This window comes from Marinobacter sp. Hex_13 (assembly GCF_001566815.1).
In the GTDB taxonomy this organism is placed as follows: domain Bacteria; phylum Pseudomonadota; class Gammaproteobacteria; order Pseudomonadales; family Oleiphilaceae; genus Marinobacter; species Marinobacter salarius.
On sequence record NZ_LSMM01000060.1, the window covers coordinates 19,438 to 33,522 of the forward strand.

At 58.3% G+C, this 14,085-nt stretch carries 15 protein-coding genes; 10 read left to right on the forward strand and 5 right to left on the reverse strand.

Annotated features, from left to right (window positions below):
* Entirely contained in the window at nt 1–627 is a 627-nt protein-coding gene (pocA, locus tag AXW11_RS15140; RefSeq protein WP_007155358.1) for a flagellar polar localization protein PocA, read from the reverse strand.
* A gap of 92 nt (nt 628–719) precedes the next feature.
* Complete coding sequence (locus AXW11_RS15145; protein ID WP_177190595.1) at nt 720–3,101, reverse strand: DNA internalization-related competence protein ComEC/Rec2; 2,382 nt, start codon at nt 3,099–3,101, stop codon at nt 720–722.
* Nucleotides 3,102–3,196: 95 nt separating this feature from the next.
* Between AXW11_RS15145 and AXW11_RS15150 the strand changes: the two genes are divergently transcribed.
* Complete coding sequence (locus AXW11_RS15150; RefSeq protein WP_036205322.1) at nt 3,197–3,769, forward strand: DUF2062 domain-containing protein; 573 nt, start codon at nt 3,197–3,199, stop codon at nt 3,767–3,769.
* Here the strand turns inward: AXW11_RS15150 and AXW11_RS15155 are convergent.
* Both AXW11_RS15155 and AXW11_RS15160 read right to left on the reverse strand, forming a co-directional pair.
* Entirely contained in the window at nt 3,757–4,467 is a 711-nt protein-coding gene (locus AXW11_RS15155) for an ABC transporter ATP-binding protein (protein ID WP_036205321.1), read from the reverse strand. The two genes, AXW11_RS15150 and AXW11_RS15155, sit on opposite strands and share 13 nt — an antisense overlap.
* A complete protein-coding gene (locus tag AXW11_RS15160; protein WP_036205320.1) occupies nt 4,460–5,701 on the reverse strand; it encodes a lipoprotein-releasing ABC transporter permease subunit in 1,242 nt (413 codons plus the stop codon). Before AXW11_RS15160 ends, AXW11_RS15155 begins: the two co-directional genes overlap by 8 nt.
* 114 nt (nt 5,702–5,815) lie before the next feature.
* Here AXW11_RS15160 and AXW11_RS15165 point away from each other — a divergent pair, with 114 nt between their 5' ends.
* From AXW11_RS15165 to infA, 9 genes are all read left to right on the forward strand, one after another.
* Nucleotides 5,816–6,403, forward strand: coding sequence for a PilZ domain-containing protein (locus AXW11_RS15165; protein ID WP_036205319.1), 588 nt, complete (start codon nt 5,816–5,818; stop codon nt 6,401–6,403).
* A 155-nt stretch (nt 6,404–6,558) separates the two neighbouring features.
* Nucleotides 6,559–6,867: a hypothetical protein gene (locus AXW11_RS15170; protein ID WP_041334275.1), complete on the forward strand. Its 309-nt coding sequence runs from the start codon at nt 6,559–6,561 to the stop codon at nt 6,865–6,867.
* A gap of 92 nt (nt 6,868–6,959) precedes the next feature.
* Entirely contained in the window at nt 6,960–7,994 is a 1,035-nt protein-coding gene (locus tag AXW11_RS15175; protein ID WP_082040548.1) for an agmatine deiminase family protein, read from the forward strand.
* Nucleotides 7,991–8,914: a carbon-nitrogen hydrolase gene (locus AXW11_RS15180; RefSeq protein ID WP_041334272.1), complete on the forward strand. Its 924-nt coding sequence runs from the start codon at nt 7,991–7,993 to the stop codon at nt 8,912–8,914. The genes AXW11_RS15175 and AXW11_RS15180 overlap by 4 nt, the downstream gene beginning before the upstream one ends.
* A 7-nt stretch (nt 8,915–8,921) precedes the next feature.
* Nucleotides 8,922–9,833, forward strand: coding sequence for an AAA family ATPase (locus tag AXW11_RS15185; protein ID WP_036205316.1), 912 nt, complete (start codon nt 8,922–8,924; stop codon nt 9,831–9,833).
* Nucleotides 9,834–9,997: 164 nt separating this feature from the next.
* The gene (trxB, locus tag AXW11_RS15190) at nt 9,998–10,948 is read left to right on the forward strand and encodes a thioredoxin-disulfide reductase (protein WP_041334269.1); all 951 of its coding nucleotides are present in this window, start codon (nt 9,998–10,000) and stop codon (nt 10,946–10,948) included.
* 202 nt (nt 10,949–11,150) lie between these two features.
* Nucleotides 11,151–11,864: a leucyl/phenylalanyl-tRNA--protein transferase gene (aat, locus tag AXW11_RS15195; RefSeq protein WP_041334266.1), complete on the forward strand. Its 714-nt coding sequence runs from the start codon at nt 11,151–11,153 to the stop codon at nt 11,862–11,864.
* Nucleotides 11,865–12,578, forward strand: a complete 714-nt coding sequence (locus AXW11_RS15200; protein ID WP_041334264.1) for an arginyltransferase — start codon at nt 11,865–11,867, stop codon at nt 12,576–12,578.
* Nucleotides 12,579–12,656: 78 nt separating this feature from the next.
* Nucleotides 12,657–12,875 (forward strand): translation initiation factor IF-1, encoded by a 219-nt coding sequence (infA, locus tag AXW11_RS15205; protein ID WP_007153725.1) that lies wholly within the window; start codon nt 12,657–12,659, stop codon nt 12,873–12,875.
* 76 nt (nt 12,876–12,951) lie between these two features.
* Here infA and AXW11_RS15210 read toward each other — a convergent pair whose 3' ends face one another.
* A complete protein-coding gene (locus AXW11_RS15210) occupies nt 12,952–13,983 on the reverse strand; it encodes a putative solute-binding protein (protein ID WP_051946689.1) in 1,032 nt (343 codons plus the stop codon).
* Nucleotides 13,984–14,085: the final 102 nt, after the last annotated feature.

The window sequence follows — 14,085 nt, forward strand, 5'->3', positions numbered from 1 at the left end:
TCAGGCTCCTTCCACGTCAATTTCGCGGTCGCCATGCACCACTTCCACAAGCTTGATGGCTTCCTGCTCCATGCCGACAACCAACTCATCGACACGTCGAATAAAGTAACGGTGGCAGATCAGTGCTGGTATGGCCACGCTCAGGCCCGAAGCCGTCGTAATCAGTGCTTCCGAAATACCCCCGGCCAGATTACCGGCATCGCCTACACCGGCGAGCTGGATCTCTGCAAACACCTTGATCATGCCGATCACGGTCCCGAGCAGGCCCAGGAGAGGCGTAATGGTCGCAACGGTCCCGAGGGGGTTCAGGAAACGTTCCAGTTCATGAATGACCTGACTCGCCTCGTGCTCAATGCTTTCCTTCATGATCTCGCGACCATGTTTGGCATTCATCAACCCGCCGGCCAGGATCCGCCCCAGGGGAGACGACCCCTGCAGTGCCTTGAGCTTGCGCCCGTTAAGCTCCTTTTTCTTGATCCACCGCCACAGTTCGTTGATGGTGTGCTGAGGCGTTACCCTGGACGGTCTGAGCGTCCAGAAGCGCTCTAGAATGATGGCAAGGGCAAGAATGGAACAGGCAAGAATCGGCACCATGAGGATGCCACCGGCTTTCAAAAGCTCGAACACGCTTGGTCTCCCTGATTGTTTACAAGCCGCGCTACTTTAGCATAGCTGCCGGTGTAGGCCACACCCGGAATGTCACGGTTTTTACACTCTGTTCAGGGAGTTTCGGGTTTACGAATCCAGAACGGGGTCGCGGCCCTTGCCTTTGTGGTTATCACTCCACCCGGCTCCAGAACCAGCCTGATCGCGCCGGAGGTAGCGGTATTGGCGATATCGCTGCCAACGGACTGATACCGTTCAACCACGTCTGCATGGGGATGACCGAAACGGTGCCGGTAGCCAGCACTGACTACGGCGAGATTCGGAGCCATCCGGGCGACCCAAGGTTCCGATGAGGACGTTTTGCTGCCATGGTGGGGTGCCAGCACAACCCGATAGCGGTCGGTATCATTCCGATAATGGTCGGCCCGGGCCATAAACTCCTCTTCCACCCGGCGGGTTATGTCGCCAGGCAACACCACCTCAACGGGCGGGACAACCGACGATACTGTCAGCACACAGGACGCGTCATTACCCTCAACCCTGCCCCGGCTTTGCCAGAGTTCCAGTTCCAGATCGCCCATCTTGACATCCACCTGGCCAGAACAGGGCTCAACCTTTACGCCTACGGGCAACTTGTCGGCAACTCTCCCGGGTTCGCCGGTAACAATCCGCCCAACTTTGAATCGGTCGAACAGCAATGGCAGCCCTCCGGCGTGATCACCATCGCCGTGGCTGATTACCAGGGTATCAATGCGGCGTACGCCCAGAGCATTCAGATTGGGAATCAGCACCGACTCCACCGACGAGTAGACTCCCTCCAGTGCCGGGCCAGTGTCGTAGAGCAGCACCCGGTCCCGCTCGCGAAGCAGGACGGATAGCCCCTGGCCGACATCCCATACCCAGATTTCAGGGTGGGCGACCGTCTCGTTCGTCCCCTCCATCCCCTCGCCCCGAAACACGATCATGGCAATCCATAACGACGTGACACAGGCAGCCGCCTTCCGAAACCCGTTGAAAGGGACCAGCAGAGCCATCAGAACCACCAAGGAAAATCCCGCAACCTGCAATGGGGCGGGCACCGTCAGCACAAGATCAACGTTCGCGAGCCAGGAAAGCCCCTGCCACAGAACCCCAAAAACGGCATCCAACACGCCAATCACCAGGGCATCCGCAGAGGGGAGCAATACCAGTACAAAAGCTCCCACGACCAATAACGGCATGACCACCAGCGATACCCAGGGAATGGCAAACAGGTTGGCTACCAGACCGAGCACAGGCTGAGGCTGCCCCAGGGTGGATAATATCGGCCAGAGCCCGGCAAAGACGGCCACTTGGGCCAGCAATAGCCCCGTGAGCCAAGCAGTCCTGCCAACACGGAGGGCAAACAGCAACACCAGAACCATCACGGCGCCGAAAGAAAGCCAGAACCCCTGGTCCAGGGGCGAAAACGAATCACTTAACAACACCAGGGCCAGCGCGGTCAGCAGCCCCGTAAAAACCCCGGTTTGCCGAGCGCCAACGAGAACCCACCCGGCGATGATGACCATAATAAGCGCCCGCCTGGTGGGCACGGAGAACCCGGCCACAAGCGCATACCCGATGCTCGCGCTAGCGACCACAAGGAAAACCAGCATTCTTAGTGCCGCAGGCGATACTCGACGTTCAGGAAGACAAAGCAGCAGGCGGCGGCACAGGAAGCCTGCCCCAGCGGCAATCAACCCCAGATGCAGACCCGAAATAGCAACCAGGTGAATGGTTCCGGTAGCTTTCAGAACGTCCCAGTGTTCGGGCTGCATATGCCCGCGGTAGCCCATCATCAGGGACGTTATTAATGGGAAATGGCGCGCATCAGACAGCCTGCCCGAGACAGCGTCCACCAGTTCTCCCCGCCAGCGGTGATACCGGCAACGAAACGGGCACTCAAGGTGGTCTGAGCGGGAAAGCTCGCGGACTGTGCCGGTGGCACCAAACCCCTTCCGATACAGCCAGGATTCGTAGCGGAACCCCTCCGGATTCACGGCACCGTGGGGGCGCTTGAGCGCAACCGTGAGTATCAGCCGATGACCGGGCCTGGTCGTGGCCTCATCGCCGTACCAGGCGAGTCGCAACCGATCCGGCAAATCCTCATCGGAAAAGGTACTGTCGCCTTCGGGCAGATGCCATTGAGTCACGCAAAAGGCGAAACGGACGCTACCGAAGCTGCCTTCGGATGGGACATCACAAAGATACCCCGAGACGTCCAGTTCCAGGCCTTCCAGTGTCGTCGGTAGCACCGACTGCTGCCGGCCGTCCGCTTGCAGCGCCGCCCAGGCCAGGCCAACAATCCCACCAGCAAGCAGGACTGCGACCGCCCTGAACAGCGGAGACCTGGCGAGAAGTATCGCGACAAACGGGATAGGTGTCGCGGAAATCAGCCAGTGCAAAGGTGGCAAGACCGCCAAGCTATACAGTAAGATAACGCCGCAGGCGAAGCCCACGAGGCCGACCCTGGCCATAAAACTTCCGGACAATCCTTGTCCTCCTGATAGTTGGTCAATTCCGGGAGCCGCCATACCCCGGAACCATTATCCCGAGCAGGCAGAACTTCCCAATGCCAAAGAAGTTCATGAAACGCTATCTACCAACGCCGGAACGGGTGCGCTCGATCGAGTCGCTGCACTTCCTCGGAGATATCCTTCATGAACCCAACTTGTGGCACATCAATCGCCACAGCGTCGCCAGGGCGTTCCTGGTCGGTATTTTCCTGACATTTATACCGATGCCGTTCCAGATGGTTGCCGCTGCGTTCTTCGCCATCTGGTTCAACGCCAACCTGCCGCTTTCGGTAGTGCTCGTCTGGATCAGCAATCCGGTGACCATGCCACCGATGTTCTACTTCAATTACAAGATTGGAGCCTGGATACTGGACAGACCGGTACTGAACTTCGAGATCCAGTTGTCCTGGTCGTGGCTCAGCGGCCGCCTGATGGATATCGGCATCCCTCTCTACCTGGGCTCGGTACTGGTGGCCACCTGCTCGGCCTGCCTTGCCTATCTGGTCATTCAATTCCTGTGGCGGCGCAAGGTCCGCAGCGACTGGCGGGAGCGCCAGCTACTTCGAATACGCCACCGCCGGGCCACCCGCAAGTCCAAGCCGGGCGCCGACGCCCATCAAAGCTCCTGAAACAGTTCACCCTGCTCCAGCCGAAGCACCCGCCCCAGGCTCCTGGCCATGGCCATATCGTGGGTGACCAACACGAACGCAATGCCAATCTGGTCCCTGAGCGACTCGATAAGCTCGCGGACGCTTTCCCCGGTCTGCTCATCCAGATTGCCAGTGGGCTCATCCATCAAGACGCACTCGGGCTCGTTCACCAGGGCGCGGGCAATCGCCACCCGCTGACGCTCACCACCAGACAGTTCTCCGGGTTTATGCCCCAGACGCGCGCCTAACCCGACACGTTCGAGAATGGCGGTTGCCTGTTCCGAGGCCTGGCGAACGCCACGGCCACCCAACGCACCCGGCATCATGACGTTTTCCAGGGCCGAAAATTCCGGCAACAGATGATGGAACTGGTAAACAAACCCCAAGTGACGATTGCGAAAACGCGCCCGGCCGGATTCGCTCATCCGGTGAATATCCTGCCCGCAGATATCAATATGACCCGAAGAAGGTTTATCCAGCCCCCCGAGCAGGTTTAGCAGCGTGGTTTTGCCAGCACCACTGCTGCCAACAATGCCTACCGATTCGCCGGCCGATACCTGAAGCGAAATGTCCGAGAAAATCGTCAGCTTTCCCGGCCCTTCGTTATAGGTTCTGGTTACTTTTTCGCAGTTGATCACCAATGACCTGTCATCGTTCATGGTTGCTGAATCACTCATATCGCAGGGCCTCTGCCGGGTCGACGCGGGATGCTCTCCACGCTGGATAGATCGTTGCCAACAGACTCATGGCGAGGCCGGCACCACTGATGATCCACACGTCCTGCCATTGCAGCTGGGACGGCAGATAACTGATGAAATAGACGTCTGCACTCAGGAACTGATGCCCCATAAAGGCCTCCAGCCAGGCAATAAACCCGCTGATGTTGTAGGCACCCAGAATGCCCAGCGCTGTGCCCACCAGGGTGCCGGTAATGCCAATCACCGCGCCCTGAACCATGAAGATCCGCATCACTCGCCCGGGTGTGGCGCCCATCGTGCGCAGGATAGCGATATCGGCTGTCTTGTCGGTAACCACCATCACCAGTGTCGACACAATGTTGAACGCGGCCACCGCGACGATGAACATCAGCAGCAGGCCGATCATGGTCTTCTCCATGCGGATGGCCTGGAACAGATTGCCATGGGTTCGGGTCCAGTCAGATATGAAGTGGCGACCGCTCAGCTGGCGCGCAACTTCTTCTGCCACTTTCGGAGCCTGAAACAGATCGTCCACCAGAAGGCGCACGCCCTGGGCTTTGCCGTCGGTGCGTATGAGCTTTGATGCATCATCCATATGAATCAGGGTGTAGTTGCCATCCAGTTCCGCCCCGACGCTGAATACGCCCTTGACCGTGAATCGCTTCAGTCGCGGCAATACCCCGGCTGGAGTTACCGATGCTTCCGGCAACACCACGGTGACCCGATCACCCAATTGCAGGCGCAGGCTGGCGGCCATCTGCCGGCCAATAATGATGCCAAACTCTCCGGACTTCAGATCGTCCAGCCCGCCTTCGATCATATGGTTTTCAATGATGGAAACGCTCCGCTCCTGCTCTGGCAGTACACCATTGAGCATGACGCCGCGAACGTCACCGCCACCCGTGACCATGCCCTGCCCCTGAATAAAGGGCGCTGCAGCGATCACCGATGGGTGTTGCTCTACTTTCCGGTCCACTTCCTGCCAGTCATCAAGATCAGGGTTACCCTGGATCACAGCGTGAGGCACCATGCCCAGAATCCGCTGCTTGAGCTCACGGTCGAAGCCATTCATCACCGACAACACGATGATGAGGACAGCCACGCCCAGCATCAGGCCAATCATGGAGGTCAGGGAAATGAACGAAATGAAGTGATTACGTCGTTTGGCCGCGGTGTACCGCAAGCCGACATACAGTGATAAGGGTCTGAACATTGGGAGGAGCCTGTCGCTGCCTTCTGGTCTGTCGAAAATCCTGCGGCGATACGGACCGTCAGGAAGCTGCTAAACTGCTATCAGGAAACAATAATACCGCGTTATGGAGCCCAGATGTCTGAAACGACACCCGACAATAACCCGGCGAATAATCCTTCTGATCGCAGGGACTACTTTCGCATCAGTGACCATATTGGCCTGGAAATCCGAACGCTGGGTCCTGGTGAAGCTAATCGGGAAAACCCCTTTAACGGCAATCACATGGAGAGCCTGCGTTCGGAATTCAGACGCCTGGACCAGGATGTCAGGGCACAGCTCGCCAACCTGGCAGAACGTGACCGCCTGCTGACCTCGCTGATCAAGTCTCTGAACGGGAAGCTGGATACGTTGGCGCGCATTATGGCCTTTGAGCAAAATCCGTTGCAACCTGGGGACTGGCAGGACGTCACACTCAGTGAAGGCGGGCTGTCGTTCCACAGCTCCACCAACCGTTTTTCCGCCGGTGACCAACTGGCCCTGAGAATGACGCTGCCACCGGAGCTGTTTCAGCCAGTGGCGACTGCCAGAGTCATCGACGTTGTACCTGACAAAAGCGGCGGTGGCAGGGTTCATACGGAATTTACCGACATTCAGGACAGCGACCGACAGCAAATCGCCCGCCACGTGATGCGATGGCAGATCCGCCAGCGACAGAAAGAGTAAACGGTCCACAAATCATCGAATTCGGGCTGACTTTTGTTAGTCTTTGGTGGATATTACGTTTTATCAATGTCTGGCGAGCACCATCCACGGCACTTTCCAGATTTTCCAGGCAACCCGTTCAATCGGATACGACGATCCCAGGGAGTAAGTCACTGATGAAAAACCGCACCATAAAAGCCGTTTGCGCCGCCGCAGCCCTCTCAGGACTGGCGGTAGCCCCGCTTGCCACCGCGGTGGCGGAAGAGGTTCGGGTTCCAGTGATGTCGCAGGCTGAGCGCGGCGCACAGGAAAACCTTCCACGTACTGGCATGAGTCAGTCCGGCGTTCGCAACGGCTGGGGCAACCCGATCCGCACCTCCGGGCCTGTGGGCAACCCACCCATATCGCAATGGCACTACGCGGATTTTGTCGTGTACTTTGAAGCTGACCGGGTGATCCATGCGGTACTGAAGCCCAGCCGCTAAAAAATCCTCTGCACATCCTGACGCAACCCCGCTCGTTCGTTAGAATGGCGGCTTTTGGATAAGGTGTTCACAACTTGACTTCCAGACCTGTGATGCCCGCCGAGTGGGCACCCCAAAGTGCCATCATGCTTACCTGGCCCCACCCCGGAACGGACTGGAGCGACATCCTCGCCGATGTCGAGCCGGTGTTTATGGAGATCGCGCGGACCGTTTTGCGTTTTCAACACGTATTACTCAGCTGTGAGCATGTTGTCCGTTTGCAGGAGCTGGAAAGGGACCTTAATCAGTTCGCTCAGGATAACGGTTTGCCCGGCCGCGTTGCGGCCGTTCCTGCCCCGGCCAACGATACCTGGGCACGCGACCACGGCCCCCTAGCCATTAGCCGTGGCGAGGGCCACGAATTACTGGATTTCAGGTTCAATGCCTGGGGCGGAAAATTCCCTTGGGAAAAGGACAATGCCCTGAACAGCCACCTGTCGAATTTTGGCAGCTTTGGCACGACACCGCTGATACCGGTCGACTTCGTTCTCGAGGGAGGCTCTATCGAATCCGATGGTAAAGGCACCTTGCTGACCACCAGCGAATGCCTGTTGACGCCTTCCCGCAATCCATCCATGGATCGAGCCGGTATTGAACACCTGTTGTCGGAAACACTGGGCGCCGAGCGCATCCTCTGGCTGAACCACGGCTACCTTGCCGGTGACGACACTGACAGTCATATCGACACCCTGGCGCGCTTTTGTGCCCCCGACCATATCTGTTACGTGGCCTGCCCGGACGTCAGCGACGAGCACTACAGCGCCCTGGCGGCCATGGAGGAGGAGCTGCAGCAATTCCACCAGGCTGACGGCCACCCCTACCGCCTGACCCCGCTGCCCTGGCCAGATGCCATCCATGACGAAGACGGCGAGCGCCTTCCCGCAACCTATGCCAATTTCCTGGTCATCAACGGCGCCGTGCTGGTACCGGTTTACGGGGTGCCTCAGGATGAAGACGCTGTCGCCACCCTGTCGAACGTTTTCCCTGAGCGGGAAGTGATTCCGGTGAACTGTCGACCACTGATCACACAGGGAGGCAGCCTGCATTGCGTCACCATGCAGATACCGGCAGGGGTTGTAGGCGCATGACTCAGATTCCTCAATCCGCCGATCTGGCCATTGCCGCCATTCAGCAGCAATGCAGCGCTGACAAGGATACCAGCCTGGCAACCAGCGAACGTCTGATCCGCCAGGCGGCTACGGACGGCGCCCAGCTCGTCGTCCTGCAGGAATTGCACGCCACGCTCTACTTTTGCCAGACCGAAGACACCTCGGTATTCGAACTCGCCGAGCCGATTCCCGGCCCGACCAGTCGTCGGCTATCCGCTCTGGCGGCGGAACTTGGCATTGTTCTCGTCGGGTCTATCTTTGAACGGAGAATGAACGGCGTCTACCACAACACGGCCGTCGTTTTTGAGCGGGATGGAAACATCGCCGGGCTCTACCGCAAGATGCATATTCCCGACGATCCCGGCTTCTACGAAAAGTTTTATTTCACCCCGGGCGACGCCAGCTTCAACGACGGCCGCAACGGCTTCACCCCCATTGACACCTCCGTGGGTCGGCTGGGTGTGCTGGTGTGTTGGGACCAGTGGTATCCAGAAGCCGCCCGCCTGATGGCCCTGGCCGGCGCAGAGGTATTGATCTATCCCACGGCCATTGGCTGGGACGTCACCGACGACCCGGAGGAACAAGCGCGCCAGTTGGATGCCTGGGTAACCGTTCAACGCGGCCATGCGGTTGCGAACAACCTTCCGATCATCGCGCCAAACCGAGTCGGCACGGAACCAGACCCTTCAGGCAACTCGGACGGCATTCGTTTCTGGGGCAACAGTTTCATCTGCGGCCCCCAGGGAGAATTCCTGGCCCGTGCCGACGACAAGTCGGAAACCCTACTGTCCGCCACCATTAATCGCTCTCGCAGTGAATCGATTCGTCGCATCTGGCCGTATTTCAGGGATCGGCGCATCGACGCCTACGGTGACATTCTCAAGCGGGTAAGGGACTAAGCACTTCATGAAAAAACTGACCGACACGGTTATCCGCGAGTTAAACAGCATACTGCTGGGCAAGGATCACCAGGTACGGCTTTCACTCTGCGGCTTGCTGGCCAAGGGCCACCTGCTGATTGAAGACATTCCGGGAATGGGCAAAACCACCCTGTCCCATGCACTGGCCAAGGTCATGGGCCTGACCTACCAGCGCATCCAGTTTACCAATGATCTGTTACCGGCTGACGTGCTTGGCTTCTCCATGTACGACAAGCAAGCGGGGAGCCTGGTGTTCCATCCCGGACCGATCTTCGCGCAGGTTGTGCTGGCTGATGAAATCAACCGCGCGTCTCCCAGAACCCAGAGTGCATTGCTGGAAGCCATGGAGGAACGGCAGGTTTCGATCGAAGGCGAAACCCGCCCCCTGCCCCACCCGTTCTTCGTTATCGCCACACAGAATCCCATCGAGCAGGGAGGCACCTACCCGTTACCGGAATCCCAGCTTGACCGGTTCCTGATGCGCATACGGCTGGGCTACCCCGACCCGCGCGCCGAACGGGAACTGCTGGAAGGTGAAGACCGCCGGGTCATGACCGACAGACTGCAATCACTGCTTTCTTCGGAAAACCTGCAAACCCTCCAGGACGCCGTCAACCGGGTGTCCACCAGCCCGGCGCTGCTGGACTACGTACAACGCCTGCTGGAACAGAGCCGGCGCATGCCCGGCCTGCTGTACGGCCTGTCGCCCAGGGCCGGGCTTGGGCTCGTGCGCGCCGCACGGGCATGGGCCCTGATGGACGGTCGCCACCATGTCTTACCGGACGACATCCAGGCGGTCTTTCCGGCGGTCGCCGAACACCGCCTGGAACAGGGCGAGTCCGGAAAGAGCGCGGAGAGAGTAAGGCAACTTCTGACCTCCGTCTCTGTCATTGAATAGATAGCATCACTTAATGGAATGAATTGGGCAAAACAACTGGAAACCAATCCTGTTCATGTTAGCCTTTTGCCCTTTTCCTCCGGGCCAGCCCCCGGACGAACGTACCGATTACGTGAAAACGCGGCCAGCGCAACACGTCCAGATTCGTTAGCGAGAGAACCACAATGAGCGAAACCAAGCACTCCAGACTGATCATCCTAGGCTCCGGCCCCGCCGGCTACACCGCTGCCGTCTATGCCGCCCGTGCCAACCTGAAACCCACGCTGATCACCGGTATCGAAGTGGGCGGACAGCTGACCACCACCACCGACGTGGACAACTGGCCGGGCGACAACGATGGCGTACAGGGCCCTGAGCTGATGCAACGTATGCTCAAACACGCGGAGCGCTTCGAGACCCAGGTGGTCTACGACACCATCAACGAAGCCGACCTGCGTAACCGTCCCTTCCGCCTCAAGGGTGACAGCGGCGAATACACCTGCGATGCATTGATCATCGCCACTGGCGCCTCCGCCATGTACCTGGGCCTGGACTCGGAAGAAAAATTCAAGGGCCAGGGCGTCTCCGCCTGCGCCACCTGCGACGGCTTCTTCTACAAAAAACAGAAAGTCGCCGTCATCGGCGGCGGCAACACCGCCGTCGAAGAAGCGCTGTACCTCTCCAACATCGCCGACGAAGTCACCCTAGTACACCGCCGCGACAGCCTGCGCGCTGAAAAAATCCTGCAAGACAAACTGTTCGAAAAAGCCGAAAACGGCAACGTCAACATCATCTGGGACCACACCCTGGACGAAGTCCTCGGCGACGGCACCGGCGTCACGGGCATGCGCATCAAAAGCACCAAGGGCGAATCCACCCAGGAAATGGACCTGGCCGGCGTCTTCATCGCCATCGGCCACAAACCCAACACCGATCTGTTCCAGGGCCAACTGGATATGGAAAACGGCTACATCAAAATCCGCTCCGGCCTGGAAGGCATGGCCACTCAGAGCAGCATCCCCGGCGTCTTCGCCGCCGGCGACGTAGCCGACCACGTCTACCGCCAGGCCGTGACATCTGCAGGCTTCGGCTGCATGGCAGCACTTGACGCCGAAAAGTTTCTGGACCAAGACTGAGTTTAACCGAGAAACTTATTCGGAAGTGGTTCAGGGCAGGCACCTCCGAGGCCCGAAAAGGCGAGTGGTTACGGATGTCTGAAACTGTGCGGAGCCATGGATGGCGGAGCCCAAGCGCCACACGGACGTGCTCGAGCGTGTTTCAAACATCCGTGACCACTCGCCGACTCCACCAACACTCGAGTACTAACTCCGGACCGAGATGACGTCACTACCCTGGCTAGACCCCGACCAACTCTGGTTCCCCCCTGCCGAACAGGCCCTGGACGACCCCGACGGATTGCTGGCACTGGGCGGTGACCTATCCACCGAGCGGCTCAAACTCGCCTACCGCAACGGCATCTTCCCCTGGTTCAGCGACGACCAGCCCATACTCTGGTGGTCCCCCAGCCCCAGATGCGTCCTTTTCCCGGAAGAGATCCACATCTCCAGAAGCCTCCGGCGCACCCTCAACCGCGGCTATTTCACCATCACCGCCGACCAGGCTTTCCCCCGCATCATCCGCCTCTGCGCCAACACCCGTGCCGAAGGCACCTGGATCACCCAGGATATGATTGACAGCTATGGCCAGCTTCACAAACAGGGGGTAGCCCACTCCATAGAAGTATGGAATCCAAAGGGAGAACTGGCCGGGGGAATGTACGGCCTGGCCATTGGCCGCTGCTTTTTTGGTGAGTCCATGTTTTCACTGGAAACCAACGCCTCGAAAGTATTGATGGTCCATCTGGCCAATCAACTCCGGGATTGGGGCTATCGGATTATGGATTGCCAGGTGGAAAGCGGCCATCTGTTGCGAATGGGTGCGCGAAGTATCCCACGCAGCGAATTTTTATCTATACTCAGGACATGCGTCGACAGTAGTCCGGACCACAGCGACTGGGGCTTCCGGTGGCAGTGGCCCGGCCCGGAGGTGTGAATGAGCAATCTCAGGACCCTGGTGTTTTTTGCCACGCCGGCCCACGACTGCAGTTACCTGCCAGATCGCGAAGCAACCACCATGTTCGTCGACCCGAGGGCCCATGTGGACAAGCGGCTGTACAGCCAACTGACCGCCCTGGGCTTCCGTCGAAGTGGCTCGCATTACTATCGCCCCCACTGCGAAAGCTGCAATGCCTGTGTTCCTGTCAGGCTCAAGGTGGAAGAGTTCCAGCCTGACCGCAGCCAACGCAGGGTCATGAAAAAGAACGCCGATCTTAGTTGCCGCATGGTCAAGGCAACCTTTTCGGAACGGTATTACAGCCTCTACGCCCATTACATTGAACAACGGCACTCTGACGGCGACATGTACCCACCCTCCCGTGAACAGTTCATGTCGTTCCTGGTGGAAGGCGCCACCGATTCCTGGTTTGTCGAAATCATGGACGGAGACAACCTGGTGGGCCTGGCCGCCGTGGACATGCTGGACGAAGGCCTGTCCGCCATCTATACCGTATTTGATCCTGCCTACGAAAGCCGAAGCCTGGGCACCTTTGCGGTGCTTTGGCAGATAGAGGAAGCAAAACGGCTGGGGCTTCCGCACCTGTATCTGGGGTATTGGATCGAAGAATGTCGGAAAATGAACTATAAAACACGATTCCGCCCGATCGAAGCGCTTCGGGACGGGCAATGGCACACCATGGAAGTGAACTGATTTTGCCAAATGGCGGTAAATCAGGCAGAATTGCGCAATTTAAAATCACAGCAAGCCAATTTACGAGGTTTTTACTGAATGGCGAAGTCCGATGCTATTGAAATGGAAGGCGTTATTGTTGATACGCTTCCAAACACCATGTTCCGGGTTGAACTCGAAAACGGCCATATTGTGACCGCTCACATTTCTGGCAAGATGCGCAAGAACTATATCCGTATTCTGACAGGCGACAAGGTCAAGGTAGAACTGACCCCCTACGACCTGAGCAAAGGACGCATCGTGTACCGCGCCCGCTGATAGCTGTTAGCTGTATGAGACTTGAAAGCCCCGAATATCGGGGCTTTTTATTTTCAGGCCTTTCCATGCCAGGCCGCTACTCCCGGTTGTCCGCCGAGCATTCCATCGCGCCTGGATTGGTATAACACCGCACCTTCCGCAGTATCGTCATCATGTCGTCATGGTACACACCCGCAGCCAGCATGCCCGAGTCTTCCGTGGACTGCTGCATATCAATCCTCACGCTGCGCAACATTTCCTGGTAACCCCGGACGGCTTCGGGTGAAATCTTGACCCAGCGCTCCTCGGGAATCGACCGTTCGTACTGCCTCACAATGCGCATGGCCTCCGGGTAGAGCCTGGACATGATCCGCCGTGACTTCCTGACAAAAGCGTCGTCGAACTCATCCGCCCGGGCGATCAACTGAACGGTTACCTGCCCTACCGGATAATCGACAATACCACCTTTGCTGCCCATGCCCCGGAACATCTCCAGCACCTCGTAGGCAGCCGCCGGCGCATAACTGATATCAGCCTCGCCGGAATTGAACAGGCTGGCAAAGTCGGAAATTTTCGCCGCAACCGGCACCGCGCCAACATACTCAACCATATGACGGGCATCGTGGTGCCCCTCGAACACCGTGATGCGCTTTCCCTCCAGAGCCTCCACGTGGTCAATCGCCCGGTCGTTCACGAACAGGTAAGCCGCTCCCATCGGCGTCACACCCAACACCTCGTAGCCATTCTGCTCAAGATGACGGTCAACCCTGGGGCTGGCCAGAATATGGAGCAGCACTTTCAGGTCTTCATAATAGGGAATCGCCCCGATGGCACTGATGGAGCCTGAAAAATCGTTGAATTTACGGGCGCCCATATCGGTCACCGCCACAATGTCGCAACGCCCGGCTCTTAAATCTGCGACGGCCTGATCTTCATCGGTGTAGGGACGCATGTTAAGGCCTACGCCGGCCAATGCGGCCTTGCGGTGGTAATCCTGCAACGTACGGTAGACAAATCCACTTGCTCCGGCGACATCAAATACACAGAACTCACGGCGCTCACTCGCGCCGGCATTGCTCCAGCCGGAAAGCCCGAGCACAACCAGCAAAAGCATGGATAACGCTTTCATTTCCCGGTTCTCCTTATCATTGTTGTTTCACGGAAACACAGACCACGGCGCGTACGCGTCAGGTAATCTGACTGTCAGACAACAATTTGACAGAGAAGCGGA

Excerpts from the sequence above, each read along its gene's own strand:
- AXW11_RS15145 (WP_177190595.1), bottom strand. The coding sequence starts at position 3,101 with ATGGCCAGGGTCGGCCTCGTGGGCTTCGCCTGCGGCGTTATCTTACTG.
- AXW11_RS15150 (WP_036205322.1), top strand. The coding sequence starts at position 3,197 with ATGCCAAAGAAGTTCATGAAACGCTATCTACCAACGCCGGAACGGGTG.
- AXW11_RS15155 (WP_036205321.1), bottom strand. The coding sequence starts at position 4,467 with ATGAGTGATTCAGCAACCATGAACGATGACAGGTCATTGGTGATCAAC.
- AXW11_RS15160 (WP_036205320.1), bottom strand. The coding sequence starts at position 5,701 with ATGTTCAGACCCTTATCACTGTATGTCGGCTTGCGGTACACCGCGGCC.
- AXW11_RS15165 (WP_036205319.1), top strand. The coding sequence starts at position 5,816 with ATGTCTGAAACGACACCCGACAATAACCCGGCGAATAATCCTTCTGAT.
- AXW11_RS15170 (WP_041334275.1), top strand. The coding sequence starts at position 6,559 with ATGAAAAACCGCACCATAAAAGCCGTTTGCGCCGCCGCAGCCCTCTCA.
- AXW11_RS15175 (WP_082040548.1), top strand. The coding sequence starts at position 6,960 with ATGCCCGCCGAGTGGGCACCCCAAAGTGCCATCATGCTTACCTGGCCC.
- AXW11_RS15180 (WP_041334272.1), top strand. The coding sequence starts at position 7,991 with ATGACTCAGATTCCTCAATCCGCCGATCTGGCCATTGCCGCCATTCAG.
- AXW11_RS15185 (WP_036205316.1), top strand. The coding sequence starts at position 8,922 with ATGAAAAAACTGACCGACACGGTTATCCGCGAGTTAAACAGCATACTG.
- trxB (WP_041334269.1), top strand. The coding sequence starts at position 9,998 with ATGAGCGAAACCAAGCACTCCAGACTGATCATCCTAGGCTCCGGCCCC.
- aat (WP_041334266.1), top strand. The coding sequence starts at position 11,151 with ATGACGTCACTACCCTGGCTAGACCCCGACCAACTCTGGTTCCCCCCT.
- AXW11_RS15200 (WP_041334264.1), top strand. The coding sequence starts at position 11,865 with ATGAGCAATCTCAGGACCCTGGTGTTTTTTGCCACGCCGGCCCACGAC.
- infA (WP_007153725.1), top strand. The coding sequence starts at position 12,657 with ATGGCGAAGTCCGATGCTATTGAAATGGAAGGCGTTATTGTTGATACG.
- AXW11_RS15210 (WP_051946689.1), bottom strand. The coding sequence starts at position 13,983 with ATGAAAGCGTTATCCATGCTTTTGCTGGTTGTGCTCGGGCTTTCCGGC.